This is a genomic window from Mycetocola sp. Y444 (assembly GCF_059445295.1).
Map to the genome: position 1 here is coordinate 667859 of NZ_JCAIUB010000002.1, position 24824 is coordinate 692682.

17 protein-coding genes and 2 pseudogenes are annotated in these 24824 nt (G+C 65.8%); 13 read left to right on the top strand and 6 right to left on the bottom strand.

What is annotated here, in order from left to right; genetic code table 11:
- The 5 genes and pseudogenes from AC1C2M_RS09805 to AC1C2M_RS09825 form a co-directional block, all read left to right on the top strand.
- Positions 1-360: a hypothetical protein gene (locus AC1C2M_RS09805; protein ID WP_495436200.1), complete on the top strand. Its 360-nt coding sequence runs from the start codon at positions 1-3 to the stop codon at positions 358-360.
- Positions 357-1874 carry a glycosyltransferase family 4 protein gene (locus tag AC1C2M_RS09810; protein ID WP_495436202.1) on the top strand — a complete coding sequence of 506 codons (1518 nt, stop codon included), beginning with the start codon at positions 357-359 and terminating at the stop codon, positions 1872-1874. The genes AC1C2M_RS09805 and AC1C2M_RS09810 overlap by 4 nt, the downstream gene beginning before the upstream one ends.
- Entirely contained in the window at positions 1874-3361 is a 1488-nt protein-coding gene (locus tag AC1C2M_RS09815; RefSeq protein WP_495436204.1) for a glycosyltransferase, read from the top strand. Before AC1C2M_RS09810 ends, AC1C2M_RS09815 begins: the two co-directional genes overlap by 1 nt.
- A 1-nt stretch (position 3362) precedes the next feature.
- The gene (locus AC1C2M_RS09820; protein ID WP_495436206.1) at positions 3363-4289 is read left to right on the top strand and encodes an ABC transporter permease; all 927 of its coding nucleotides are present in this window, start codon (positions 3363-3365) and stop codon (positions 4287-4289) included.
- Positions 4289-5020: pseudogene (locus AC1C2M_RS09825) on the top strand (ABC transporter ATP-binding protein); the annotation flags it as partial. The gene AC1C2M_RS09820 and the pseudogene AC1C2M_RS09825, both read left to right, overlap by 1 nt.
- A gap of 53 nt (positions 5021-5073) precedes the next feature.
- Here AC1C2M_RS09825 and AC1C2M_RS09830 read toward each other — a convergent pair.
- From AC1C2M_RS09830 to AC1C2M_RS09840, 3 genes are all read right to left on the bottom strand, one after another.
- Positions 5074-6381 carry an O-antigen ligase family protein gene (locus AC1C2M_RS09830; protein ID WP_495436208.1) on the bottom strand — a complete coding sequence of 436 codons (1308 nt, stop codon included), beginning with the start codon at positions 6379-6381 and terminating at the stop codon, positions 5074-5076.
- On the bottom strand, positions 6378-7751 hold the full coding sequence (locus AC1C2M_RS09835; RefSeq protein ID WP_495436210.1) for an O-antigen ligase family protein: 1374 nt from the start codon (positions 7749-7751) through the stop codon (positions 6378-6380). The genes AC1C2M_RS09830 and AC1C2M_RS09835 overlap by 4 nt, the downstream gene beginning before the upstream one ends.
- 78 nt (positions 7752-7829) lie before the next feature.
- Positions 7830-9386, bottom strand: coding sequence for a glycosyltransferase (locus AC1C2M_RS09840; protein ID WP_495436211.1), 1557 nt, complete (start codon positions 9384-9386; stop codon positions 7830-7832).
- A gap of 223 nt (positions 9387-9609) precedes the next feature.
- On the opposite strand from AC1C2M_RS09840, the gene AC1C2M_RS09845 reads away from it, so the two are divergent.
- On the top strand, positions 9610-11709 hold the full coding sequence (locus AC1C2M_RS09845; protein WP_495436213.1) for a glycoside hydrolase family 43 protein: 2100 nt from the start codon (positions 9610-9612) through the stop codon (positions 11707-11709).
- Positions 11710-11778: 69 nt separating this feature from the next.
- A complete protein-coding gene (locus AC1C2M_RS09850; RefSeq protein ID WP_495436215.1) occupies positions 11779-12921 on the top strand; it encodes an acyltransferase family protein in 1143 nt (380 codons plus the stop codon).
- Positions 12922-12976: 55 nt separating this feature from the next.
- On the opposite strand, the pseudogene AC1C2M_RS09855 reads toward AC1C2M_RS09850, so the two are convergent.
- Positions 12977-14332: pseudogene (locus tag AC1C2M_RS09855) on the bottom strand (glycosyltransferase); the annotation flags it as partial.
- 234 nt (positions 14333-14566) lie between these two features.
- Complete coding sequence (locus AC1C2M_RS09860) at positions 14567-15745, bottom strand: acyl-CoA dehydrogenase family protein (RefSeq protein WP_495436216.1); 1179 nt, start codon at positions 15743-15745, stop codon at positions 14567-14569.
- A 210-nt stretch (positions 15746-15955) separates the two neighbouring features.
- Here AC1C2M_RS09860 and manA point away from each other — a divergent pair, with 210 nt between their 5' ends.
- Complete coding sequence (gene manA, locus AC1C2M_RS09865) at positions 15956-17179, top strand: mannose-6-phosphate isomerase, class I (protein ID WP_495436218.1); 1224 nt, start codon at positions 15956-15958, stop codon at positions 17177-17179.
- A gap of 2 nt (positions 17180-17181) precedes the next feature.
- Here manA and AC1C2M_RS09870 read toward each other — a convergent pair whose 3' ends face one another.
- Positions 17182-18156 carry a GlxA family transcriptional regulator gene (locus AC1C2M_RS09870; RefSeq protein WP_495436220.1) on the bottom strand — a complete coding sequence of 325 codons (975 nt, stop codon included), beginning with the start codon at positions 18154-18156 and terminating at the stop codon, positions 17182-17184.
- Between the two features lie 85 nt (positions 18157-18241).
- Between AC1C2M_RS09870 and AC1C2M_RS09875 the strand changes: the two genes are divergently transcribed.
- The 5 genes from AC1C2M_RS09875 to AC1C2M_RS09895 all read left to right on the top strand — a co-directional run bounded on the left by AC1C2M_RS09875 (position 18242) and on the right by AC1C2M_RS09895 (position 24818).
- Entirely contained in the window at positions 18242-18382 is a 141-nt protein-coding gene (locus AC1C2M_RS09875) for a hypothetical protein (RefSeq protein ID WP_495436221.1), read from the top strand.
- Between the two features lie 82 nt (positions 18383-18464).
- A complete protein-coding gene (galE, locus tag AC1C2M_RS09880; RefSeq protein ID WP_495436222.1) occupies positions 18465-19424 on the top strand; it encodes a UDP-glucose 4-epimerase GalE in 960 nt (319 codons plus the stop codon).
- A gap of 238 nt (positions 19425-19662) precedes the next feature.
- Positions 19663-19980, top strand: a complete 318-nt coding sequence (locus AC1C2M_RS09885; protein WP_483405592.1) for a WhiB family transcriptional regulator — start codon at positions 19663-19665, stop codon at positions 19978-19980.
- Between the two features lie 226 nt (positions 19981-20206).
- On the top strand, positions 20207-23407 hold the full coding sequence (locus AC1C2M_RS09890) for a glycosyltransferase family 2 protein (RefSeq protein ID WP_495436224.1): 3201 nt from the start codon (positions 20207-20209) through the stop codon (positions 23405-23407).
- Positions 23397-24818: a DUF5719 family protein gene (locus AC1C2M_RS09895; RefSeq protein ID WP_495436226.1), complete on the top strand. Its 1422-nt coding sequence runs from the start codon at positions 23397-23399 to the stop codon at positions 24816-24818. Before AC1C2M_RS09890 ends, AC1C2M_RS09895 begins: the two co-directional genes overlap by 11 nt.
- Positions 24819-24824 lie beyond the last annotated feature (6 nt).

The window sequence follows — 24824 nt, forward strand, 5'->3', positions numbered from 1 at the left end:
ATGCCTGAACTGACCCCCGGCGAGGAACATGCTTCCCAGCCCGCCGTGAACGAATCGTCTCAAGCCGGCACATCAGAGACCGCTGGCACGTCGCAATCGCTGGATGAGCTCCGCGCCGAGAGGGACCGCATCCGCAAGGAACTCGACGAATACAAGCAGGCGTCGCTCACCGACTGGATGGTCATTGCCCACACGGAGAACCGGATTCTCGGCGACATGCAGAACACCATCTCGTGGAAGGTCACCAAGCCGCTTCGCGCCGCCCGCCGGTTCCAGTTGATGGCTGCTGAACGGGGACTCGGCGAGGCCAGTCGCGCAGGCTTGACCTATGTTTCACGTCGCTTGAGCAGAAAACGTTGAGCACGCTCGAGAAACAGGAACTCCTCGGTGCCGCTCTTGATCAGCGCCTGACCGCGGTTGCACCCTACCTGTACCCGGACGGGGTCCCGCAGGAGATTTACGACAGGGGAACAGCGATCCTGCTGGAATTCCTGGCCGAGCACGTCGCACGTCACGGGTCGAACGAGGATGTGTGGCTTCTCACCGTCGCGGTGAGCGGAGGCATGCCCACGCCAGCTGCACTGAAATCGTGCGAGCGCCGGTTGCGCCTTGCGCCGCCTGAACGAGCATGGGTCGCGTTGCTTGAGGCAGTCGTTGAGAGCACGGCGGGGCGGGGGCTCGGTCTCCAGAAAGAGCTCAAGCTCGTTGTCGGCGGTGTGGTGGTTGACGTTGACTTTTGCGCCCGCCACGCCCATAACACCGGAGTTCAGCGCGTTGTCAGGCAGACGATGGCCCGATGGAGCAGGACTCGCGAGCTGACGTTTGCCGCCTGGATGACCGGCGACGTCGGGATGCGCACGCTGACCGATATTGAGCGCGCCCGTGTCGTCAGCTGGGGGACCCCTCCCGACGAGAGCGCCGACGAGAACCCCGCCGACGCCGAAAAGGGCACAATGCTGGTTGTCCCGTACCGTTCTACGGTTATCCTCCCGGAGGTCGCTCAGCTCGGACTGTGCGAGCCGCTCGCGGCCCTCGCCGAGTTCTCCGGCAACCAGGTCGGAATGGTCGGCTACGACGCCATCCCGATTGTGAGCGCCGACACGGTTCCAGAGGGCGAAACCGAGCGGTTTACCCGATACCTGGCGATCGTCAAGCACGCCAACCGCGTCGTCGGCATCAGCGAGGCCGCGTCCGAGGAGTTTGCCGGCTTCGCCGATGCCGCTCGCGCACAGGGGCTCGCTGGGCCGGAGACCGCCACGGTCGCTCTACCCGTTGATATTCCCGATGTGACACTTCGTCCGCACGTCGAGACGTCGAACATCCCACTGGTGCTCGTCGTTGGGAGCCAGGAGCCCCGAAAGAATCACTACGCGCTCCTGTTCGCGGCCGAGCGCCTCTGGCGCGAGGGCATCAGTTTCCGCTTGCGCTTCATCGGTGGCGGAAGCGCCTGGTACACACGTGGCTTTGACCGTGCAATTCGAAATGCCAAGAAAAAGGGATACCAGGTCGAGGTCCTGCGCGGCGTGAGTGACGACGTTCTCATCGCCTCATACCGTGAGGCCCGGTTTACCGCCTTCCCGTCGCTTCACGAGGGTTACGGCCTGCCCGTGGCCGAATCCCTCGCGCTCGGCGTGCCTGTTTTGACGACCAATTACGGGAGCACCGCGGAAATCGCCAGGGACGGCGGTTGCGTTCTGGTCAACCCTCGTGACGACGACGCTATAGTCTCGGCGATGCGAGAGCTCGTTACCGACGACGCACTCTGTGACCGCCTGCGGCAGGAGATAGCCGAGCGCCCGACCCGGACCTGGGATGACTACGCAGAAGAACTGTGGGCTGGTCTGGTCGAGCCACTGACGGGACGGAACAAGTAATGCAGACAACTGTGCTTTCCCGCCTTCGCATCCTGGCGAGCGGACTCGGCGTGTCCGACCGCGGGGCCGATTCCGAGGACCTGCTCGCCGCCGTGGCCGAACACTTTGTTGAGCCTCGATTCGACACCGTGTGGCTTGCCCTCTCGGTGTTGCAGGCGGAGCTTCCCACGCGGAGTTCCGTGGTCGCGACCAGGCGGAGTTTCCAGACCGAGGATGCCCGAAAAGTCCTCCTCGCCCTGCCGCGCGGGCCGTTTGGATTGGTTCTCAACGCCAGGAACTCGGTTCGCCTCATGACGGAGTCGACGATCGTCGATGTCCACCACACGGCTCGAACCGAACTGGCCACCGGCATCCAGAGGGTCGTCAGGATGACCATTCAGCGATGGTCATCGGGCGATGCCGCCGTACTGGTCGGCTGGACCGACAACATGAAGGCGATGAGGCGCCTGTCTGCTGATGAAGAGCAGAACGCCCTCTACGGCGAGGTTCCTCACGCGACACGTCAGGACGCCAGGGAAGTCGCCATACCGTGGCGCAGCAGGTACATCCTTCCTGAGCTCGCCATTGAATCCGACCGCACCGACCGCATCGCGGCCATGGCGGAATTCTCCGGCAACCACACCTCGGTCATCGGCTACGACTGTGTCCCGCTGACCTCGGGGGAAACCACGGGCATGGGAATGGGAGCTGCCTTCGCCAGGAACCTCGTTGCCGTGAGCAACTTCGACCGGGTGGCCACGATCTCTGTTGCCGCCAAGGTGGAGTACCAGGGCTGGAGGCGAATGCTGAACAGCGCTGGCCTCAGCGGTCCCGATGTGCGCGAGGTCATACTCGCGAGCGAAGCGACGGACTCAACCCCGGAAGACATCGCACTCGCGAGCGAGCGGCTTGTCATGGACGATCTGCCGCTTCTGCTCTGTGTCGGCAGCCACGAGCCGCGCAAGAACCACCTGGCGGTGCTGTATGCCGCCGAGGTCCTCTGGCGCGAAGGACACGAGTTCTGTCTCACTTTTGTTGGCGGAAACGCCTGGAACAGTGAGGCAACCGTCCAGCAGATCAAGGAGCTGAAGGCCAAGGGACGCCCGGTACAGAGCGTCCGCGGCATCCCCGATGCAATCCTGTGGGGCGGGTACCGAATCGCTCGAGCCGTTGTCTTCCCGTCGTTCAATGAGGGTTTCGGTCTTCCGGTTGCTGAAGCCATCGCTGCGGGTACGCCGGCCGTTACCTCCAACTTCGGAAGCATGGCGGAGATCGCCCGCCACGGTGGCGCGGTTCTCGTCGACCCGAGAGACGACAACGACCTCCTGGACGGACTTCGCAAGGCAATGTTCGACCCCGAGACCAGGCAGCGCCTGGCAGCGGAACTGGCAACGGTTCCTGTCCGCACCTGGGACACCTATGCGGCCGAACTGAGGGAGTACTTCGACAACGAGTCGGTCCTCGACTCGTCGCCCGCCGACGCGCGCCTGAAAAATCTGGACGGATAACATGACTGAAACTGCCTCGCAAAGGGCGCAGCGTCTCGCAGCGCTTCCCTTTGATCGCTCGGGCGCCGCGAAGCTCTCGGCGCTGACCGGCGTGATCAGCGCGGCCCGCGAAGCGTGGGCGCACCGCGAACTGCTCGACCTCCTCATCAGGCGCGAACTGAAGGCGCGGTACAAGGACAGCTCACTCGGGTTCGTCTGGAGCCTCATTCGCCCGCTTGTGATGCTGGCGATCTACTACTTTGCAATCGGCAAGGTCCTCGGAGCGGAACGCGGGATCCCGTCGTTCGCAATCTTTGTTTTCGCCGGGTTGACCCTGTGGGGACTGTTCTCTGAGATCATCACGTCGGGGACGATGTCCATCCTCAGCAACGCCGGGCTCATCAAGAAGGTCTATCTCCCGCGGGAGATCTTCCCGCTGGCGGCAACGGGCGCATCGATATTCAACTTCGCTGTCCAGCTGTGCGTGTTGATTCTCGCCACGATCGTGCTCGGGCAACCGCCCCTGCATATGGAGATTCTTTACGCGCCCCTCGCGGTCGGTGTTGTGCTGATTTATGGAACAGCGCTGAGTCTCCTGCTGAGCGCGGTGAACGTCTATCTCCGGGACGTGCAGTACCTCGTCGAGGTTGCCTTGCTCGTCTTCTTCTGGTTGTCGCCGATCGTGTACTCGTTCGGGTTCGTCGTCAGCGCGATCCGTGACGCAGGAATCGGGGCCTGGGCGATCGAGCTTTACCTGCTCAACCCGTTCAGCCTCGCGGTCGTCGCATTCCAGAAGGCTTTCTGGGTTGCGGGAGCTGAGGCAGGCGCGATCTATCCGGATGACATGGCGCTTCGGCTCGTCATCATGGCGATTGTCGGAATGGTATTCCTTTGGTTCGCGCAGCGGGTATTTGCCCGTCTGCAGGGTAATTTTGCGCAGGAGATTTAATGGCGGCCACACCGGTTCCGGACGTAATCCATGTCCGCGACGTGTCTAAGAGATTTGTTATCCGCAAAGACAAGTCGCTGAAGGAGCGGGTCGTCAACTTCAGTCGTTCGAACCTCCACAAGGACGATTTCTGGGCGTTGAGAGACGTCACCATCGACATCGCCGCTGGCACGACCGTCGGTCTGGTCGGTGCCAACGGCTCGGGCAAGAGCACACTGCTCAAGGTGATCGGCGGCATCATCGAGCCGACCGACGGCTACGTCGAGCGACGCGGGCGGCTCGCCGCGCTGCTCGAACTCGGCGCCGGTTTCCACCCCGACCTGACGGGCAGGGAAAACGTATTTCTCAACGGGTCCATTCTCGGCTTGAGCCGCGAGCAGACCGAAGAGTACTTCCAGTCAATCGTTGATTTCTCAGAAATCGAGGACTTCATCGATACCCAGGTGAAGTTCTATTCGTCCGGTATGTATGTGAGGCTGGCGTTCGCCATCGCCGTACACGTGAATCCTGACATCCTTCTCGTCGACGAGGTCCTTGCGGTCGGTGACGAACCGTTCCAGCGCAAGTGCATGAACAAAATCCGGGAGTTCCAGGCGGAGGGCCGCACCATAGTCCTCGTTTCGCACTCCGCAGAGCAGGTGCTCGAACTGTGCGACCGCGCTGTCGTTCTTTCCCACGGCAAGGTGGTGTACGACGGCCCGACCGTCGAGGGCATCGCTGCGCTGCGGGAGAGCTTCGGAGGCTAGCCAGGTCAGGGGCTCTTGAGGGCCAGAGGCAGCCGCCTCTATTCGATCGGAACCGGCGGTGTGGATGTCCGCAGGCGTGTGCGCCAGCTCATGTTCTGTGACGCCTTCACCGCACACACAACCAGGAGAAGCCAGCCGGCGTCGACGAGAACGAAGCTCTCGGCGGCGCTTGTCGCCGCGAGGGCGACGAGGACGAGTGCCGGCCAGGCGTAGGTCACGGTTCGTCGGTTGGAGGCCAGGAGCCAGGAACGCACGAAGGCAAGTACCAGCAGACTGACGAAGAGGCACAAACCCACGATGCCCACCTGCAGGTAGACATCGAGGAACGCGTTGAGCGCGGAATCGTGATCGCGGATGAGCGCGTTGTTGATGTAGCTGTACGGAGCAACGTCCTGCCAGAAACCTGTCCAGCCCCACCCTTCGATGTCGTGTACAGGGACGAGCTTCCACGCCTGGAACCAGAGAAGGTAGCGGTATTCGAACTCGCTCCCCGCGTTGAGGAGCGCGAGGACCCGAAGCCGCGACAGGTAAGTGACGTACAGGACGACGATCGTTAACCCGGCGAGGGCGAACTGCAGAGTCCTCCTGGTGTCCCTCGGTGCCTGACGGAGGCCGTACAGGGCCAGTGCGGCCATTCCGAGCGCTATCGCGACGAGGATGGTGACCGGGGATTGGCTGAGACCGAGCGCGGCGACGGCGACAACCAGTGAATACGTCACAACCACCCTCGGCACCGAGCGGGTGCGCCACTCGACCACAAAGGTGACGAGCGCGATGAGTGCCATGAAGCCCAGCATGTTGCGCGTACCGAACACGCCCTGAATCGGACCGCCCAACGCGATGTTTCCCTGCACGCCCATGAAGGCAAAGGGCATGTCGAGGACGAGCCCTGCGAGCACCTCGACCGCGATCGAGATCGTGAGCAGAGCCCGAAGAACACTTCCAACCGAGCGTACGATCTGGATCATGTCCCTCGTGAGCGCAACGGTCAGACCGAGGAACGCAATGGCGATCTGGTAGAGCGAACTCGAGAGCGTTGCCACCTCGTGGTCCGTCCAGAACACCGACAACAGGCACCACCCCATGAAGGCCAGGATCGAGATGGGGAGAAGACCGTGCCACTCGATGGTGTCCCATCGCGCGATCACGACCAGCACGGCGAGGGGAACCAGGGCGAGGAGGACCCCGACGAGCCCGTTCCAGCCGAGGACGGATCGGATCAGGGGGGCGGTAAAGGCAACACCAAAAATCGTGATGCTCAGCGCAGCCGTCGCCTGGGCGCTCGCGAGGCCCCGAATGAGCGCGGCGAGTACCGGATGGTGCGGCAGAGGGCGTGGTGAGCTCATCGAGCGGTTTCAGCAGCGGTGACGGGGCTGAGACTGGGCCGCGCGACGGCATCCATCACGGGATATTGCTTGGTCTTGAGTACGAGCGCAACGACCAGCACCCACCCGGACTCGACGAGAATGCGGCTCTCGGCAACGGACTGGACGACGAGCGCGACGGCGATGAGGATGGGCAGGATCGAGAGCACCGTGTACGGGCGGTCGGCACGAAGGTCGAACCGGGGACGATCGACGGCGGCGAACCAGCAGCGCCAGAGCATCGACACGATCACGGCGGCGAACAACACCACGCCGACGGCGCCGAGCTGCAGCCAGACGTCAAGCCACGCGTTGTGGGCGTGGAGCTGCTCCACGCCATTACGCACGACGAGCCCGTCGAACGGTTCCACCCAGCCAATCCACGGGCTGGAGTACCCCCAGCCGAACCACGGGCGCTGCTGGGCGAGTTCTGAGACAGCGTTCCAGATCCCGATTCGGCCGGTCATGTCGCTGCTTTTGCCGAAGAGGGCGAGGAAGAGGTTGCTGAAGACGGTGACAAACAGGATGCCGGCCGCTGCGATCGCGGCGATGCCCAGGTACACGCGGGTGCGGGCGCGAGGAGTTGTGCTTCGCCGGATCAACAGCACGGCACCGAGTACGACGGCGGCGGCGACAGCGGCGAGGATCATGGTGCTCGACCGGGTCAGGCCGAAGATCAGGACGGCGAGCGCCAGCCAGGCGATGCCCCAGCTGCGACGGACGCTTCCCGCGGCGAGTTGCAGGCCGAACACGATGATGCCGAGCAGCGCGAGCACGGCGAGGAGGTTCGAATTGCCGAGGATGCCCTGAATCCGACCGCCCTCGAACAGCAGGTTGCGCGACCACATCGCCAGCAGCGGTGGTTCCTCACCGCCGAAGTCGACGAACAGCGGCAGCACCGGGGCGCGCACGATCAGCGCGACCCAGAGTTCGAACAGGATCGACAGGCCAAGCACCCACTTGAGCGCGACCGCGAGCACCCGAACGAACTCGGTCCAGGTGAGAACGAGGGCGAGGTAGATGCCGACGATCGTCGTCAGGAGCGTTCCGGTGAGCGTCAGGAGAGTTGCGGACGGGTACGCCGACCACGCGGTGGAGATGGTTGCAAACCCGAGAAAGGCGATAAGCGCCTTGGGCAGTCGCGACCTGTCGAGCCGCGGCCTTAACTTGATCATGGTCACGGCACACGCCAGAGCGACGATGATCGCGACCGCCGAGAACCCCCAGATGGTAATGAGGTTGCGGATGCCGTCACCCGCGAACGCGACGAACAGGGCGAGCGTGCCGATTCCCGTCGCCCAGAGTCGCTCGGTGGAGAGCTCGACCGGCGGCAGCACGGGGGACGTCGTCATGGGTTACAGGTTATCGCGGTTCGGAGAGCTTGCCTCGGACGCGTGGCCGCATCCTCGTCGCCGGGCGTCCCGGCGTCCTCACCGTGAACGGCGGCCGCCTGTACCGGCCGTGCGCAACCGGTGCCACCGCCTGGCGAGTCCCCGGCGGATCCGGAGCGCCAGCGCATCAAGCGGTTCATCTGGAGCGGCGCGCCGTGGACCGGCGCCGGCTGCGGCTCGATCGAGTTCGAGAGCCCAGCGTCTGGTGATCGCCTGGTCCGAGTACGCGGCGGATGTCTTCACTGCGTTGCGGCGCATCGCATCGAGCTTTTTCGGCGGGAGGCCGACCAGTCGCTGGATCACCGCCATGAGCGCGGTGATGTCGCCGGCGGGAACGAGGAAACCGTTGACCCCGTCGCGGATGATGTCGGCCGGGCCATACGGGATGTCGTACGCGACGGGGAGGCAACCGGCAGCCATTGCTTCGACGAGAACGAGCGGAAATCCCTCGCTTTTCGAGGTCAGAAGAAGGAAGGAACTCTCACGCAGGTGATTCCTGGCATCCGGCTGGTAACCGTGCAGCTGGACGCCACCATCGGTTTTTGCAATGGCGGCCTCGACCTGGCCACGTTTCGGTCCGTCACCGTAGATGTCGAGAGTGACGGGAGTGGACGCGGCGCGAGCCGCAGCGATGGCACGGACAGCGTGGTCGACCCGTTTGCGGTCGTCGAGCGCCGAGAGCATGATGCCCGAGTGCGCGTTCCGCGCCGGGGGTGCGGCTGACCCGCGCGGAACCTCTCTCCCGTTCGGGATCACGGCGGTACGAGCACTCGGCCCCAGCAGCGGCAGCGCTTCAGCCCGTTGCCGTTCAGTCAGGAAGACCAGCAGGCTGAAACCGGTGGGATTCTCGAAGACCGCGGCCCTCGACGCTCGAATTGTGTGGCCGTCGGATGCGAGGTGTGAACCGTGGAGCACGTGTGCCGAGACGACATTCGATCGCTTGTACCCGACCATGAACCGTGCGCTGGTCTTGCTGTCCACGATCATCGTTGCCTGCTCGCTGTCGCGCACTTCGTCGAGCCACCACCGGTACAGGGACCAGGCGCCGTTCCACGCCTTCACCGGATTGCCCGCGCGATCGCAGAACACTATCGTGCGCCCGCCGGTCGTCCCGCGCTCCGTGACGTCCCGCCGATCGCTTACAGCGAGGGAACCGTCGAGCCTGTAGTGGTCGACCTGCAGCGGGGTGGAAGCGTCATCGCTGTACCTCGTGCGATTCATTACCCGGCCGTTTCGTTCGCCGCCGACGTATGCCCCGGCGTCGTCGAGCGGGGTGAATCCTTCGACGAGCTTTCGACCGGGAACCGCGGCCGCCACGCCGGCGTAGTCGTCGGGGGACGGGTACTCGCGGAGCCAGTCCCACAGGTTCACCACGCGCATACCCCCGACGATCTTTCCCGTCGCGCGAAGCCGCTGCTCCAGTTCGGGGTAGTCGGGGCGGGTGTCAAAGGTGAGGACGTCGACTCGCACGCCCGCCAGCCGGACGAAAGCCCTCGAGCGATGCAGCAGAGCTCCGGTCATGCCGCCGAATGTGTCTGAGATTCCCCACGTGACCGCGTAGTGGTGACCCCTTCGCATGGCAATTCGAGCTGGCACGGCGCTCCCTTCCTGACTTGACCCCGGGTGGCGTGCGACCCGGGTCCGGAATAGTAACCCCGGGAAAAGGCACGCGACAGAGCCGCCCCAGACGAAGCCAGAGCGACAAAGCGAATCGGCGACGATGCGAACTGGCGCAGACGCGATGCGGCGACGGGGGTGGACAGTGCCCGCACAGTCGTGGTCCACTCGGGGGACTCGCTCACCTCACCGTGGAGGCACCATGAGAAGGACGCCATTGGTCGCAGGCCTTGCGGCTGCCACCGTCATGTTCGGTGCAGTGCCGGCCACTGCAGTGGGAGCGAGCGAGGTGTCGGCGGGTGCGCGGACCGTCGCCACGGCTGCCGCCGTCACCGAAACGTATTCGAACCCTCTCACCCTCACGCTGCCTGACGGGCGCCTCGCTGAGCAGTGTGCAGACCCCGACGTCATCCGGTCCGCGGATCCCGCTGACCCCGCCTGGTACCTCTTCTGCACGAGGGACGCGCTCGATGCGGGGGAAACCAACGATGACGGGTCGTTGCGTTTTTACAGCATCCCCAGCTACCGGTCGACCGACCTGGTGAACTGGACGTTCGTGGCAGAAGCGTTGCCGGAGAAGCCCGCGTGGATCGGCGACGGCGACATGTGGGCTCCGGACGTCGTCTACCTCAACGGCACGTACTTCCTGTACTACACGGCGACCCAGACGACGGGTCCCGGCGGCGGCCCTGCCATCGGGGTTGCGACCGCAGCCACCCCGGCCGGGCCGTGGACCGACGCGGGTGGGCCGGTCGTCGAACCCATGGCTGGGCGCTGGGTCTTCGACCCGGAAGTGATCACCGTCGATGGCCAGAACTACCTCTACTTCGGAAGCTACTTCGGCGGGCTTTCGGTGCGCGAATTGAGCGACGACGGGTTGAGCACGGATCCAGCGAGCCAGGTCGAAATCGCGATCTCGAACCGTTACGAAGGAACCAGCGTCGTCGAACACGAGGGCTACTTCTACCTCCTCGGTTCGGCCACGAACTGTTGCGCAGGGCCGGCAACGGGCTACAGCGTTTTCGCCGGTCGATCGACCAGCCCGACCGGGCCGTTCGTCGACCGCACAGGCACTTCCCTGCTCGCTGGGCGTGTCGGGGGTACCCCTGTGCTGCACCAGAACGGCAACCGCTGGATCGGCACAGGTCACAACTCGGTAGTGACGGATGTTGCCGGTACTGACTGGATTGTGTACCACGCGGTCGACCGTCATGACCCCTATCTGGTCCAAGGTGGCACCTATACGAAGCGCCCGGTGCTCATGGATCGGATCGACTGGGTGGATGGCTGGCCCACCGTCCGGGGCGGACGCGGCCCGTCTGACACCCCGCAACCCGCGCCCGTCACGCAGGCGGGTGTGCCGCCGTCCCCCTCGCCGGATGCGCTCAGACAACCGGAACCCGCTGACCTGATCGCGGGGCTCTCGGATGACTTCGACGGTGATGCGCTTTCGCCGCAGTGGTCGTGGATTCGCCAGCCAGACCCGTCGACGTACAGCGTCGGGGACGGAGAGTTCCGATTCGACACGCAGGCAGCGGACCTCGGCCCTGACCCCGGCGCCGCCGGACTCCTCACCGAAGAGGCACCAGAGGGGGACTATGTTCTCGAGACGAGACTGTCGGTGTCGGTGCCAGCGGAGGGCTGCTGTCAGAACTACGTCCAGGGCGGAATCGTGATTTATGCCGACGACGGCAATTTCATCAAGCACGCCGTTTCATCGATCTTTGAGACGAGGCAGACCGAGTTCGCGAAGCGGCAGAGCCCGGTGCCTGAGGGATACCCGGTCTACGGGAACAGCGTCGGGGGGCCGGTCGGTGAATACACCTACCTGCGGATTGTGCGCCAGCACAGCGATACCGAAAACCTTTACACCGGTTACACCAGCCTCGATTCGGTGACGTGGGAGGAGTCGGGGACCTGGACGACACCGCTCGGTGCGACCACCCGTATCGGGCTGGTCTCGATGGCAGGCGCCGGGTTCACCAGCACGTTCGACTACGTCAGAGTGTCGACGCTCGCTGCGCAGCCGACGGACCCCGCCGAGCCACCGGTCGTACCGACTCCTGCCGCGCCGGCCGTTCCCGGTCCAGACGCAACAGCGGCTCCGGTCGTTCCCGGAGACCCGCTCGCTGGTGCCCCGGGAGCGGATGCGAGGGCGAGGGGATCCCTGTCGCAATCCGGTGCCGACCTGACGTCCGTCCTCGCCATCGCCTGCATCGGGGCGGCGCTCGCGGTTGCGGGTGTTTTCCTCCTGCTGGTGAGGAGGACGCGCGCTCGGCGCGACGCCCGTCGGCCGGACTGATGGCAGGCGCCCCTCACTGAACGGCTCGATTCCGGGAACTCCCAGCCGCGTCCGCTTAACGTGGAACGAATGGGAACAGGGCAAACCGAACGCATGCACGCGCTCGACGGCGTGCGCGGCGTCGCCGCCGTCGTTGTCGTGCTCTACCACCTGACGCTCATGGCGCGACCGCGACTGGAGGAGACCGCCGGGCTCTGGGAGTGGATCACCCAGTCTCCGCTCAGGCCGCTGACCGCCGGCAGCGAAGCGGTGCTCGTCTTCTTCGTGCTGAGCGGACTCGTCGTCTCGATCCCCGCGCTTTCGGCCACCTTCGACTGGCTCCGTTACTACCCGAGCCGTCTCATTCGCCTCTATCTCCCCGTCATCGGTGCTGTGCTGTTCGCTGTCGTACTGATCCTCGTGGTTCCCCGGTTCCCCGGCGCGATCACCCCGGACAGCTGGCTCGACAACCGGGTGGCGTCGAGTGTCTCGCTCGGGCGGATCATCGAAGAATCGTCGCTCCTCCCGCAGACCTACACGATAGTGAACGTGCTGTGGTCGCTCCGCTGGGAGGTGGTGTTCTCGGTGCTGCTGCCGGTGTTCATCGTCGTCGGGCTCGCGGTGCGCCGCCGGCCCTGGCTCGCCGCTGTCACGTCGGTCGCCCTCATGATCGCTGGCCGGGTGCTGCAGGTCGACGCGCTCGTCTACCTGCCCACGTTCTTCCTCGGCACCATGATGGCCGTTCACCTGCCCCAGATCCGGGCATGGGCCGATCGGGTGAACCGACGCGGCGGCAGGTTCACCTGGGGGACGCTTGCGCTGGCATCCGTCGTTCTCCTCGTCCTGAGCTGGCTCACCCGCGACATCGCCCCGGCGGGCTCCAGCGCGAGCGCCGCCCTGTGGGGGCTCGCCGGTGTGGGTGCTGCCGGGCTCATCGTCGTGGCGATCGGGTCGCCCTTCGCCGAACGGATGCTGTCAGCCCGCCTGCCGCTCTGGCTCGGCCGTGTCTCGTTCAGCCTCTATCTCGTGCACGTGCCTGTGCTGGCGAGCGTGGCCTTTCTCATTGGGGACGCCGCGTGGTGGCTGGTTGCGCTGATCGCGTTCCCGGCCAGTTTTGCCATCGCCTGGCTATTCCACGTCGCAGTCGAAACACCAGCGCATCGACTGGCGCGGCGGGTGGGAAACCGCGTCGCTTCGCGGCGCGATCGAGTTCCGACGCCCATCGTTTCGTAATCGCTTCGTCGGAGTACCGCGACGCTGTCTGCACGGCATTACGTCTCATCGCGAGTACCTCTGCCGCTGGGAGGCTTACCAGCCGCTCGATCGCAGCGCTGAGAGTGGAGACATCGCCGGGCGGAACGAGGAATCCGTTGACCCCGTCCCGGATGATGTCCGCAGGCCCGTAGGCGATGTCGTAGGAGATCGGCAGGCAACCAGCGGCCATCGCCTCAACGAGAACGAGGGGGAACCCCTCGCTTCGAGAGCTCAGCAGAAGGAACGAACTCTCCGAAAGGTGAGTGCTGGCATCCGGGTCATATCCGCGCAGCGTGATCCCGTCCCCGGCCTTCGCGATGGCCGCCTCAACGCGACCTCGTTCGGGCCCGTCGCCGTAGATGTCGAGGGTGACGGCCGCGCCGGCGGCCCGTGCCCCGGCAATCGCACGCACTGAGTGCTCGACCCGCTTGCGTTTTTCGAGCGCCGACAGCATGATCCCCGACGTGACGGGGCGGTCTTTCGGTGCCGCGGTCGCTCGTGGCACTGCGCGGCCGTTGGGAATTACGGCGGTGTTCACCCGATCGCCCAGGAGCGGCTCCGCCTCGGTTCGCTGGCGTTCGGTGAGGAAGACCAGGGTGTCGAACGAGCGGGGGTCATCGAACACCGCCGCCCGCGATGCGCGCACCGTCGTCTCGTCCGATCCCGCGAGGTGCGAGGCATGGATGACGTGCATGACCAGCAGCTGCGGCCGCACGTAACCGACCATGAACCGTGCGCTCGTCTTGCTGTCGACGATCATCGTCGCCGGGCCGTTGCCGCGCATCTGGTCCAGCCACCAGCGGTAGAGCGCCCAGGCCCGGTCCCACGCCCGCACGGGCTCGCCGGAGGTGTCACACAGCACGATGCTGCGACCGCCGACCGTCCCGCGGTGCCTCACGTCGCGGCGGTCGCTGACCGCGAGCGTGCCGTCCGCTCGGTAGTGATCGACCTGAAGCTCGGTCACACCGTCCTCGGCGTATCGAGTGAGACTCATGATCACGCCGTCGCGGACCCCGGCGAAGTATTTCTCGCTCCGGTCGAGGGGAGCGAACGCTGAGGTGAGATTTTCACAAGCGGATGCCCTGGTGCGGGCAAACTGCCCGGGTGACGGGTGATCGCGCATCCAGTCCCACAGGTTGACCAGCCTCATGCCGTCGATGAGCCTGCCGCCCTGGCGCAGGCGGCGTTCGACGTCCGGGTAGTCCGGGCGCGCATCGAAGGTCAGGACGTCGACGTCGGTCCCGCCGAGGCGGACGAAAGCACGGGAGCGGTGGAGGAACGCCCCGGTCATGCCGCCGAAGGTGTCGGAGATTCCCCAGGTGACGACGAAATGTCGGCCCTGGCGCAGTCGAACGCGTGAGATTTCGCGCTCCTTCCCGTCGCAACACATGGGCGGGAGCGTCCCCGCACGTTCAAGCGTACCCGTAGGGGAGTAGAGCGGGCGCGCCCGCCACTGCTCCTCGCCCGCGGGCAGCGCGATGCGCAGGAGAGAGCGCGTTGATCAGGATGGGATCGCGGAAAGCGACCTGAACAACGCACTATTGCCTGAAAGGCGGGCGCCGGCATCCGCTCGCCTCCGATCGGGCGGGGCGGCTCAGCCGCCCGCGCCCGGCCGGGGTGGAGGCTAGACGAACGCCGCCTTGCCGGTGATGGCCCGCCCGACGATCAGTGAGTTCATCTCCCGAGTGCCCTCGTACGAATACAGTGCCTCGGCATCAGCGAAGAACCGCGCAGCCTCGTAGTCGAGAACTATGCCGTTGCCGCCCATCGCCTCGCGGGCCCAGCCGACGGTCTCGCGCATCTTCGCGGTGCAGAAACCCTTGGCGAGAGCGGAGTGTTCGTCGCGCTGGGTGCCCTCGTCGAGCATCTGGGAGACCCGCACGCACATGGCCATCGACGCTGTGATGTTGCCGAGGCACTTGGCGAGCAGGTCCTGGATCAGCTGGTGCTCGGCGATCGGCTTGCCGAACTGCTCGCGCTCCTTTGCGTATGCAACGGCGGCTTCGTAGGCGCCGACCGAAACCCCGACGCTCGACCACGCGACGGCGGCGCGGGTGAGGCGAAGCACCTTTGCTGTGTCGCGGAACGAGTTGGCGTTCGCCAGCCGCATGCTCTCGGGGACGACGACGTTGTCGAGGGTGATGTCGGCGTTCTGGACGGGGCGAAGCGCGATCTTGCGCTCGATCTTCGTGGCGGTGTAGCCGGGGGAGTCGGTCCGGACGATGAAGCCCTTGACCTGGCCGTCCTCGGTGTCCTTGGCCCAGATCACCGTGATGTCGCTGAAGGTGGCGTTGCCGATCCAGCGTTTTGAACCGTTGAGCGTCCACGAGTCGCCGTCCCGCGTCGCCGTCGTGCGCAGGCCGCGCGCGCTGTCGCTTCCCGACAGTGGCTCGGTCAGGCCGAATGCACCGATGACCTCGCCGCTCGCCATCTTCGGCAGCCACTCGCTCCGCTGCTCACGGGATCCGCACACGCTGATCGATCCCATGGCGAGACCCTCCTGCACGCCGATGAAGGTCGCCATCGACGCGTCGACCCGTGCCATCTCCATGGCGACGAGTCCACGGAACACTGCCGAGTTCTCGAACGGCCGCACTTCCTCGAACCCGTAGCGAGCGACATCGGTCTCCAGGAACGACGCGATGAGGTCGTGGGGGAACTCGGCGCGCTCCCAGTAGTCGTTGATCACCGGCCGGACCGTGGTTTCCATGTAGCTGCGCACTCGCATGAGCGCGTCTTTCTCCCGATCGGAGACGAGGCTTTCGAATCCATAGAAATCGCTGGCGAGTGGTTCAAACGACATTCGTGCTCCGTTGCGTTGGGGTCGGTCATCCGGGTGAACCGGACTCGAATGAAGCCTACGGACGCGCGGCTTTCCCGCACAATCGCTTGCCGTTTGGGGCAAGAGAGAACGGATGCCCGTGGACGGCTCTTGTAGGGTGTCAATGAACGCTCACCGCTCGTGTCTGGCTTCGAAACGTCGACGCTCGACCACTTGGATAAGGACCAGCCCGTGTTGATTCCCCTCCGCAACGACCCTCGTGATTATGCGTGGGGGTCGACAACGGCCATCTCCGATCTCCTCGGAACTGTGCCATCCGGCGGGCCTGAGGCTGAACTCTGGCTCGGCGCCCACCCCGGGTCACCGGCGCGCGTGCTCGATCCATCGATGACCGGTGGCGCGGCGACGCTCGCGGACTGGATCGAGAGCGACCCTGCCGCTGCGGGGCTCGCCGAACCGCGCTTGCCTTTCCTCCTGAAGGTCCTCGCCGCAGACGCTCCGCTCTCGCTGCAGGCCCACCCGACACCCGCTGAAGCCCGCGCAGGATTCGAGCGGGAGAACGCCGCTGGCGTTGCGCTGGACGCGGCGAACCGCAATTACCGCGACGCCTTCCACAAACCCGAGTTGATCTACGCGCTCAGCGAGACGTTCGATGCGCTCTGCGGATTCCGTCCGGTCGCTGACTCGCTCGTCGACGTCGACGCCCTGCTCGCTGCGCCGGGCCTCAGTGCCGATGCCATCACCGCGTTGCGCGCGTTCCGCGACCGCCTCGCGGCCGGTGCCGACGGCGTTGGTACTGACGCCGATGTGCTGCGTTCAGTCGTTGAATACCTGCTGACCGATGATGTGTCGGCTGTGGTCACGGCGGTCACGGATGCCGCTCAGTCCGCGCCCGAAACGCCCGCGGTGAACACCGTGCGGCGGCTTGCCGGGTTCTACCCGGGCGACCCCGGAATCGTGGTCTCGCTCCTGGTGCGCAGTGTCACCCTGAAGCGTGGAGAGGTGCTGTACCTGCCGGCGGGAAACATCCATGCCTATCTCGGTGGCCTCGGGGTCGAACTCATGGCCGCGAGCGACAATGTGCTGCGGGGTGGCCTTACTCCCAAGCACATCGACGTCCCCGAACTGCTCAGCGTTCTCGACTTTACGCCGTTGCCCGTCCCGTACCTCGAGCCGCGCCCTGTCGGCGATGGCACCGAGGCCTTCGTTCCCGACGTGCCCGATTTTGAGCTCATCCATGTCTCAGGGCTGGGAGAAGGGTCAACTCAGCTCGAGCTGACCGGGCCGGCCATCGCCCTGGTCACTGACGGGAGCGCAACCGTCCGAGGGGCATCCGCGCACCGCTCTGTCGAACGGGGCGACGTGCTGTACATCACACCGGACGAGGGTCCGCTCACAATCTCCGGTCCTGGCGAGATGTTCCTCGCGACGACCAGGTTGTCGGCCGACAGCTGAGTTCAGCCGACCATCTCTTCGTCGCTCGCTGTGCAGCTGAAGGTACGGCGGTACGAATTCGGGGTCGTGTGCAGGACCTTGAGGAAATGGTGACGCATCACCGCCGATGAGCCGAAACCGCTCTCGGCGGCGATCTGCTCGAGTCCGTAATCGGTGCGCTCGAGCAGCTGCTGCGCCCGCATCAGTCGTTGCCTGTTGAGCCAGGCTGCCGGGGTCGCTCCCAGCTCGGCGCGGAACCGCCGGGCGAAGGTGCGCTCGGACATCAGTGCCTGTGCGGCGAGCACGTCGACGGTGAGGTCCTCGGCGAGGTTCTCGAGCATCCAGTCCGTGACAGCGGCAAAGGAGTCGCTCCGACGCTCTGGCACCGGCGCCTGGATGAACTGTGCCTGCCCGCCGTCCCGCTGTGGCGGAACAACCATGCGGCGAGCGATGACGTTCGCGGCCGCTGCGCCGAGCTCCGTTCGGACGAGGTGGAGGCACGCATCAATTCCCGCGGCCGTGCCTGCACCGGTGATCACGCCGCGGTCCTCGACGAAGAGCACGTCGGGGTCGACGTCGGTCAGGGGGTATTCGCGGGCGAGCTGGTCTGTGTACATCCAGTGCGTCGTGCTCCGGCGCCCGTCGAGGATTCCTGCTTCGGCGAGGGCGAAAGCACCGCTGCAGACCGAGAGGATCCAGGCGCCCCGTTTCTCGGCGTCCCTCAGGAGGTCGAGGACCCGCTGGTCAGGGTCGCCACCCGTCACCGAGTACGCGGGGATGGCGATCAGGTCGGCGTCCGCAGCCGCGCTGAGGTCGTCGGCGACGACGATGTCGAAACCCAGCTTGGTCTTCACGGGGCCAGGGTCCGCTGTCACGATCCTGAAGTCGAAACCGGGTCCGCCCGAGTCGGTCCTGTCGATACCGAAGACCTCGCAGATCACGCCGAACTCAAATGGCGCCATGTCGGGCAGGGCGACCACAGCGATTTTCTTCAACATTGGGACCTCCGGCTGGCGGAAAAGAATCGAACAATGGCGAGTCTGCCACTGTTGGCAGGAAACAGCAATGCATAGATTTACAGCCATGATCCTTCTTCTTTTCCTCGTCCTGGCCGCCGTTGTGATTGCAACGGTCGCCTGCGCGATTGCCCTCACCCGCGACGGCTACCGTCGCGTTCCGACGCGTCGGCCCGGTCCAGCTGAAAGGCGTCGGTTCATCGTCTAGTTCGCTCGCCGGTTCTCTTCGGCTTTTTCGGGTGCCATAGGCTCTGTGTGGGCACGAACAGTGCCCACACAGAGGAGGCAACATGACCTGGCTGGTCACCGGCGGAGCCGGATACATCGGAGCGCACGTCGTTCGCGCGTTCACCGAACAGGGCATCGACGCGGTCATCCTGGATGACCTGTCCAGCGGTCACGAGTCGTTCGTTCCGCGCGACGTTCCCTTCGTTCGGGGAAACATCCTCGACAGGGACCTCGTGCTCGACACACTGCGCCGGTTCAACATCACCGGCGTCGTGCACGTCGCTGGCTTCAAGTACGCCGGCGTTTCCGTCCAGCGGCCGCTGCACACCTACGCGCAGAACGTGACGGGGACTCTTGCGCTCCTCGGCGCCATGGAGGACGCCGGTGTGAACCGCCTGGTGTTCTCGTCGAGCGCGGCCGTCTACGGAACGCCGGACACCGACATCGTTACGGAGGAGACGCCGAAGAACCCTCAGTCTCCGTACGGTGAGTCCAAGCTCATCGGGGAATGGCTCCTGCACGACCAGGGTGTCGCCCAGGGGCTGGCACACACCTCCCTGCGCTACTTCAATGTCGTCGGCTCCGGTTATCCCGACGTTTACGACACGAGCCCGCACAACCTGTTTCCCCTCGTCTTCGACGCTCTGATCGATGGTCGGACGCCGCGGATCAACGGCAACGACTACCCGACCCCTGATGGCACGTGCGTTCGGGACTACATCCACGTCGCCGACCTTGCCCTGTCGCACGTCGCCGCCGCGAGGAGGCTCGACGCCGGCGAACCGATCGAGCCCGTGTACAACCTGGGCTCGGGAGAAGGCGTCTCGGTCGGCGAGATCATGACCGCCATGCGCGAGGTCACCGGGATCGAGTTCGAGCCCGAGCTCGCGCCCCGTCGTCCCGGTGATCCCGCTCGCATCGTGGCATCGGGGGAACTCGCGGCACGCGACCTGGAGTGGACGATGCGCCACACGCTCAGCGACATGGTGTCGAGCGCGTGGAGCGCTCGCTCGACGGTCTGAGACACCTGCCTCCGCCGGGGTCGTCCATCGCGGACGGCCCCGCGCGGTGGGGTGGATTCTCTCCCCGGACCCCGGTTTTCGAGAGAAGTTGAGCCGCCCGCGACACGCCGGTGAATGCGGGATGAACCCTCCATGGGGGGTTGAGGGTTTACGATCTGCGACTTGACGTGGCGGAATTACACGGGTGTAATTAGCTATAGCGCCGCGTGGCGCACGGGTAACAAGTGGGGAGAGGGATATGGCGCCTGAATATCGCTCCGGTGTTCCCGAGGACTGGTTCGTCGATCCGGTACAGCTCGGAGTTCCTGGTGTCCGCAAGGCTGTCGACGACGACAACCCGCTTGCGTGGCAGTCCGACTCGCTCTGCGCGCAGACGGATCCCGAAGCATTCTTCCCCGAAAAGGGCGGCTCGACTCGCGATGCGAAGCGCATCTGCACGAGTTGCGAGGTGCGCACACAGTGCCTGGAGTACGCGCTCGAGAACGATGAGCGTTTCGGCATCTGGGGTGGCCTCTCCGAGCGCGAGCGCCGGAAGCTCAAGAAACGCGCCGTTTAGTTCTTCACTGCTCAGTTCTGCACTGCTAAGTTCCCGCCGTTTAGCTCTGCGCTGCTAAGTTCGCGCCGCTAAGTTCCCGCCGCTGAGTTCTCGCGGTTCAGCTTGCGCTATTCAGTAATTCGCGCGCGGGGGTTGCGGCCCGTGACGCACCCGCTCGGGCCAGCCATTCCGTGCCACGCCGACACGGTCAGCCGTGTCATGACCAGGTCGACATAGTCTGGACGCGATGTTTCCCCGAGTAACCGCGATCCTTGTTGTGCACGATGGCACTGGCCCCACTGGCTCGAGCCACCTGCAGGACACGCTTGATGCCCTCGCAGCCCAGACCAGACAGCCAGACGCGATAGTCGCCGTTGCGTGTTCGTCGCCCGCCTCCGTCACGGAAGCCCTCGAACGAGCCGGCGTCGATCGGATCGTCGAGGCCGATGTCCGGTTGACCTTTGCACAGGCCCTCGCCGAGGGCGCGCGGGTGATTCCGCACGCGGGGGGCGAGGACGAGTTCCTCTGGCTGCTCGCACAGGACACGGCCCCAGCGCCGGAGGCACTGGCGCGACTGGTCGGGGCGCTCGAGGTTGCCCCCTCCGTCGCCGCTGCCGGCCCCAAGGTCATGGATGCCAGGGACGGCGCGACAATCGTCTCTCTCGGCCAGGCCCTCACGCCGCTCGGTGCCACAGTGTCGCTCGTCGGGGAAGAACTCGACCAGGGCCAGCACGACAGCATCTCCGACGTGCTCGGCGTTGCCCCGGCTGGCGTGCTCGTTCGCCACGCCGTCTGGGAAGAGGTCAGTGGGTTCGACACGTCCTTCGGCGCCACCGACGATTCTCTTGACTTCTGCGTGCGGGTTCGCCTGGCAGGACACCGCGTCGTTGTCGTACCAACAGCCGTGGTCTTCACCGCCGGCGACGGAATCGCCGGACCGTCGCGGTCGCGCCGCGCCGCGGCGTACCGAAGGAGGGTGCGCCAGTCGCGCGGAGCCCAGTTGTATCGCCGACTCGTTTACGCTCCGGCAGCTCTCGTTCTGCTGCACTGGCTGTCACTCGTTCCGCTCGCCGTTGCCCGCAGCGTGTGGCGCATCGCCACGAAGAATCCGGGCCTCGTCGGTGGCGAGTTCGCCGCGGCGTTCCAGGTCGCATTCAGCCCGATTCGGGTCGCCAGGTCCAGGAAGAATCTGCACAACGCGAAGACCATCGGCTGGTCAGCTATCTCGCCCCTCCGCATCCCATTCGCCGAGGTGCGGCGCAGGCGCCTGCTCAGGCGGGAGGCTGGCGCTCCGGTCTACACGGTCGAGCGCAGCGATCTTCGTTTCTTCACCGGCGGTGGCGGCTGGCTCGTCATTGCCTCGGCGCTCGCCAGTGTCGGCCTCTTCTTCTCCCTCCTGGCCGCCCCGGCCGTTGAAGGGGGAGGGATGCTTCCGCTCTCGGCCTCCGTCGCCGGACTGTGGCAGAACATCGGCTTTGGCTGGCGGGACATCAGCATAGGTTTCACCGGCGCAGCCGACCCCTTCTCCGTGGTCATGGCCCTGCTCGGATCCGTGACGTTCTGGGACCCGTCGTACGCTCTCGTGGCCCTCACACTCCTCGCGCTTCCCCTGGCAACGCTCGGCGGCTGGTTCGCTGCGACCAGGCTCACCGAGTCGAGCGGCTACCGGATTGCCGCAGCGGTTCTCTGGACCGTTGCCCCGCCGTTCCTCACCGCGCTCATTGACGGTCGACCCGGCGCGATCCTTGTGCACCTTCTGCTGCCGTGGCTGTTCTACGCCGGATGCGTCGCCGCGCGTTCCTGGGCGGCATCCGCTGTCGCGTCGATGCTGCTGGCGATGACCGTAGCTGCTGCGCCGTCGCTCGCTCCCGCGTTCCTCGTGATCTGGGTACTCGCCCTCTGTGTCAGCGGTCGGCACATCGCCAGGATCGTCTGGCTCATCATCCCGACCGCAGCTCTCTTCGCGCCACTCATCTGGCAGCAGGGGATCGTTCGTGGCCGGTGGCTCCTCCTCCTCGCGGATCCCGGCGCCGTACTCGGCTCCCTCCCCACAACGGGCTGGCAGCTGGCCCTCGGCTTGCCGGGCGGAAACCCTGCCTGGGACTCGATCACCGCAGCCATGGGGATCTCCGGCCTGCCCGCTCACCTCGTCGTGCCGGCCCTGCTCGCGCCAATCGCCGCGATGGCACTCATCGCGCTCTTCCTGCCGGGCAGCGCCAGGGCTGCCGTGTTGCTCTTCGTCGGCCTGCTTGGCCTGGCGACGGCTCTCGGTGCGACCCAACTCGAGATTTCGCTGAACGGGGCGACGGCCACCAGCGTCTGGGCCGGGTCTGGGCTGAGTCTCTACTGGCTCGGTCTCACCGGTGCCGCGGTCGTCGGCTTCGACAGCATGCGCAGGGCGGCAGTCGTTCCCGCAATCGTCGTCTCGACGCTCGCACTCGTGGTCGCCGTTCCCATTGCAGCGATGCTTCCGCTGGGGCACGGTGCCATTGTGGCGAGCGATGGCCGCACGCTGCCGGCATACGTCGCGGCGGCAGCCGCCACGAACCCCTCGCTCGGCACGCTCATCGTCACCCCCCAGCCGGACGGCGGAATCTCCGCGCGGATCGTCCGCGGAGCCGGTGACACCCTCGACAACCAATCGACGATCCTCACGACCGGTGAGAATCTCACGAGTAACGACGAGCAGGTGACTGTACTCGCGGGCAACCTCGTCTCACAGGGTGGCTACGATCCCGCTCCGACGCTCGCCGCGCTCGACGTCCAGTACGTTCTGCTCCCTCCCGCCGTCGTCGAGATGGGTGAGCAGGTCAGTCCCGAAGCGACAACGACGACGAGCCGCGCGTCGGCAGCCCTCGACAGCAGCCCCGTGCTCGCCCACATCGGACCGACCGACCGCGGAACCCTCTGGCGGTTCGAGGGTGAAACCAGCGGCTCTGCCGCTGTCGGTCCCGTCTCCGTCTTCTCGACGCCGGTCCTGATCGGCTGGGCTATCGTCTTCGGATTCGCCCTGCTGCTCTCGGTCCCGACGGCCGCATCGCGTCGCGCCGCCGAAGAGTCCCCCCGAACCGTGGGCCGACGCGAGGTCCGCGAGCCGGTCCGCCGTCTCAGCCGCGCCGAACGCGCACAGCGTAAGGCCGACGCAGAAGCCGAAGCGAGCCTCGCCGCCGGCATCGCGTCGGAGGCGGAAGCCGAGGAGAAACGCGAAGCCGCTGACGCCGCCGCCGCAGCCTCGCCGGACGCTGCTGCCGACACGACCGCCCCCGCTGACTCGGACGCACCCGCCGAAACCGACGCATACGCCGATACGGACGCACCCGCCGACACGGACCAGCCGCAGGCCAGCGCGGATCCTGACGCCGACGCATCCGCCGCCGCCGCGGAGGACGCCGAGACCCGGCCGCACGCAACACCAGGGACCGAAAGCGAGTACAGCCATGGCCGCTAGCAGAACCAGGGCTGCCACGAGCGGCCGCATGATCGCGGGCGTCATCGGTGTCGCGATCGCGGGTGCCTCCGTCTTCGCCGTCGGCACCCTTGACCTGCCGCGCGTGAGGGCAGCGGTCCCGAGCGCCGTCATCACGCCGACGGCCGCCGATCAGGCGCGGGTGTGCGCCGGGCCATTGCTCCAGCTCGCAGGCGACGGGTCGTCGAGCGCTTCGTCCTTCGGAGCCGCGGAACTCACTGTCGGATCTGAATCCGGTTCTGAGCCGACGCTCAGCCCGCTTGCCGCACCCCATAATGTCGAAGCGGATGCCTTCGGGTCGCCCACTGTGGTGAGCGTGCCGAGCGGTACGGATGCTGAGACGGCGCCCCTGCTCGCGGCGGCACAATCGCAGTCTGCCGGGCTCGATGAACTGGCCGGCTTCGCTGCGGGCTCGTGCACCGAAGCCAGCGCCGAGAGCTGGCTGGTTGGCGGTTCGACCGACGTTGGCCGAACGAGCGTCATCACCCTCACCAACCCGACGCGCTCAGACGCCATCGTCGACCTCACCATCTACGGGGAAGCCGGCGTCGTCGACGCTCCGGGTTCACAGGGAATCATCGTCAAGGGCGGTGAGCAGAAACTGCTGTCCCTCGCGGCCTTCGCGCCGAACCTGATCAGCCCGATCGTGCACATCGAGAGCAGGGGAGGGCAGGTCGCTGCCGCGATCCAGCACAGTGTCATTCGAGGCCTCACGCCGAGCGGAGTGGAATATGTTGCTCCGACGGCGCCGGCGGCCAATCGCCAGGTCCTGAGCGGGGTCGTGCTTCCGTCGAACGCTCCGGCCGTCTCCGATGAGGACTACGACGACAACAGCCCGGCCGTTCGGATGATCGCGCCCGGAACCGAGACCGCGCACGTCACGGTGACATTCACGAGCGAGCAGGATGCCTCATCGCCTGAACCCCTCGAGTACGACCTCGAACCCGGTGTCGCAACGGAGATCAGCCTGGGCGGCCTGACCGCTGGCAGCTACACCATCGACATCCGTGCGGACCAGCCTGTCGTCGCTGGAGCACGCACTTCCGCCGCCGTCGGAGAATCGAGCGACTTCGCCTGGTTCCAGGCCTCAACGGCGCTGCCTGACACGGTGATGATCGCGGTTCCCGCGGGAGACAGCCCTGTGCTGCACCTCGCCAACCCCGGAACCGACACCCTGGACATCGAGCTTGTCTCGGCCGGCGGGATCCTGACCGAGACACTCCCGGGTTCTTCGTCTGTTGCGATCCCGGTATCCGGCGGGACCTCGTACGAGGTCACCGGTGTTGACGGTGCGTTCGCCCAGCTCAGTCTCGAGACAGCGACAGGGTTCAGTGCTTTTTCCGTGCAGCCAGCCAACCCCTCCGCGACGCCGGTGACGGTCTACCCGCGCTAACGGACT

What these genes read in the sequence shown, in the direction of transcription:
- AC1C2M_RS09820 (WP_495436206.1), top strand. Translation starts at nt 3,363, where the DNA reads ATGACTGAAACTGCCTCGCAAAGGGCGCAGCGTCTCGCAGCGCTTCCC.
- AC1C2M_RS09815 (WP_495436204.1), top strand. Translation starts at nt 1,874, where the DNA reads ATGCAGACAACTGTGCTTTCCCGCCTTCGCATCCTGGCGAGCGGACTC.
- AC1C2M_RS09845 (WP_495436213.1), top strand. Translation starts at nt 9,610, where the DNA reads ATGAGAAGGACGCCATTGGTCGCAGGCCTTGCGGCTGCCACCGTCATG.
- galE (WP_495436222.1), top strand. Translation starts at nt 18,465, where the DNA reads ATGACCTGGCTGGTCACCGGCGGAGCCGGATACATCGGAGCGCACGTC.
- AC1C2M_RS09830 (WP_495436208.1), bottom strand. Translation starts at nt 6,381, where the DNA reads ATGAGCTCACCACGCCCTCTGCCGCACCATCCGGTACTCGCCGCGCTC.
- AC1C2M_RS09835 (WP_495436210.1), bottom strand. Translation starts at nt 7,751, where the DNA reads ATGACGACGTCCCCCGTGCTGCCGCCGGTCGAGCTCTCCACCGAGCGA.
- AC1C2M_RS09875 (WP_495436221.1), top strand. Translation starts at nt 18,242, where the DNA reads ATGATCCTTCTTCTTTTCCTCGTCCTGGCCGCCGTTGTGATTGCAACG.
- AC1C2M_RS09870 (WP_495436220.1), bottom strand. Translation starts at nt 18,156, where the DNA reads ATGTTGAAGAAAATCGCTGTGGTCGCCCTGCCCGACATGGCGCCATTT.
- AC1C2M_RS09895 (WP_495436226.1), top strand. Translation starts at nt 23,397, where the DNA reads ATGGCCGCTAGCAGAACCAGGGCTGCCACGAGCGGCCGCATGATCGCG.
- AC1C2M_RS09890 (WP_495436224.1), top strand. Translation starts at nt 20,207, where the DNA reads ATGTTTCCCCGAGTAACCGCGATCCTTGTTGTGCACGATGGCACTGGC.
- AC1C2M_RS09850 (WP_495436215.1), top strand. Translation starts at nt 11,779, where the DNA reads ATGGGAACAGGGCAAACCGAACGCATGCACGCGCTCGACGGCGTGCGC.
- AC1C2M_RS09885 (WP_483405592.1), top strand. Translation starts at nt 19,663, where the DNA reads ATGGCGCCTGAATATCGCTCCGGTGTTCCCGAGGACTGGTTCGTCGAT.
- AC1C2M_RS09805 (WP_495436200.1), top strand. Translation starts at nt 1, where the DNA reads ATGCCTGAACTGACCCCCGGCGAGGAACATGCTTCCCAGCCCGCCGTG.
- AC1C2M_RS09860 (WP_495436216.1), bottom strand. Translation starts at nt 15,745, where the DNA reads ATGTCGTTTGAACCACTCGCCAGCGATTTCTATGGATTCGAAAGCCTC.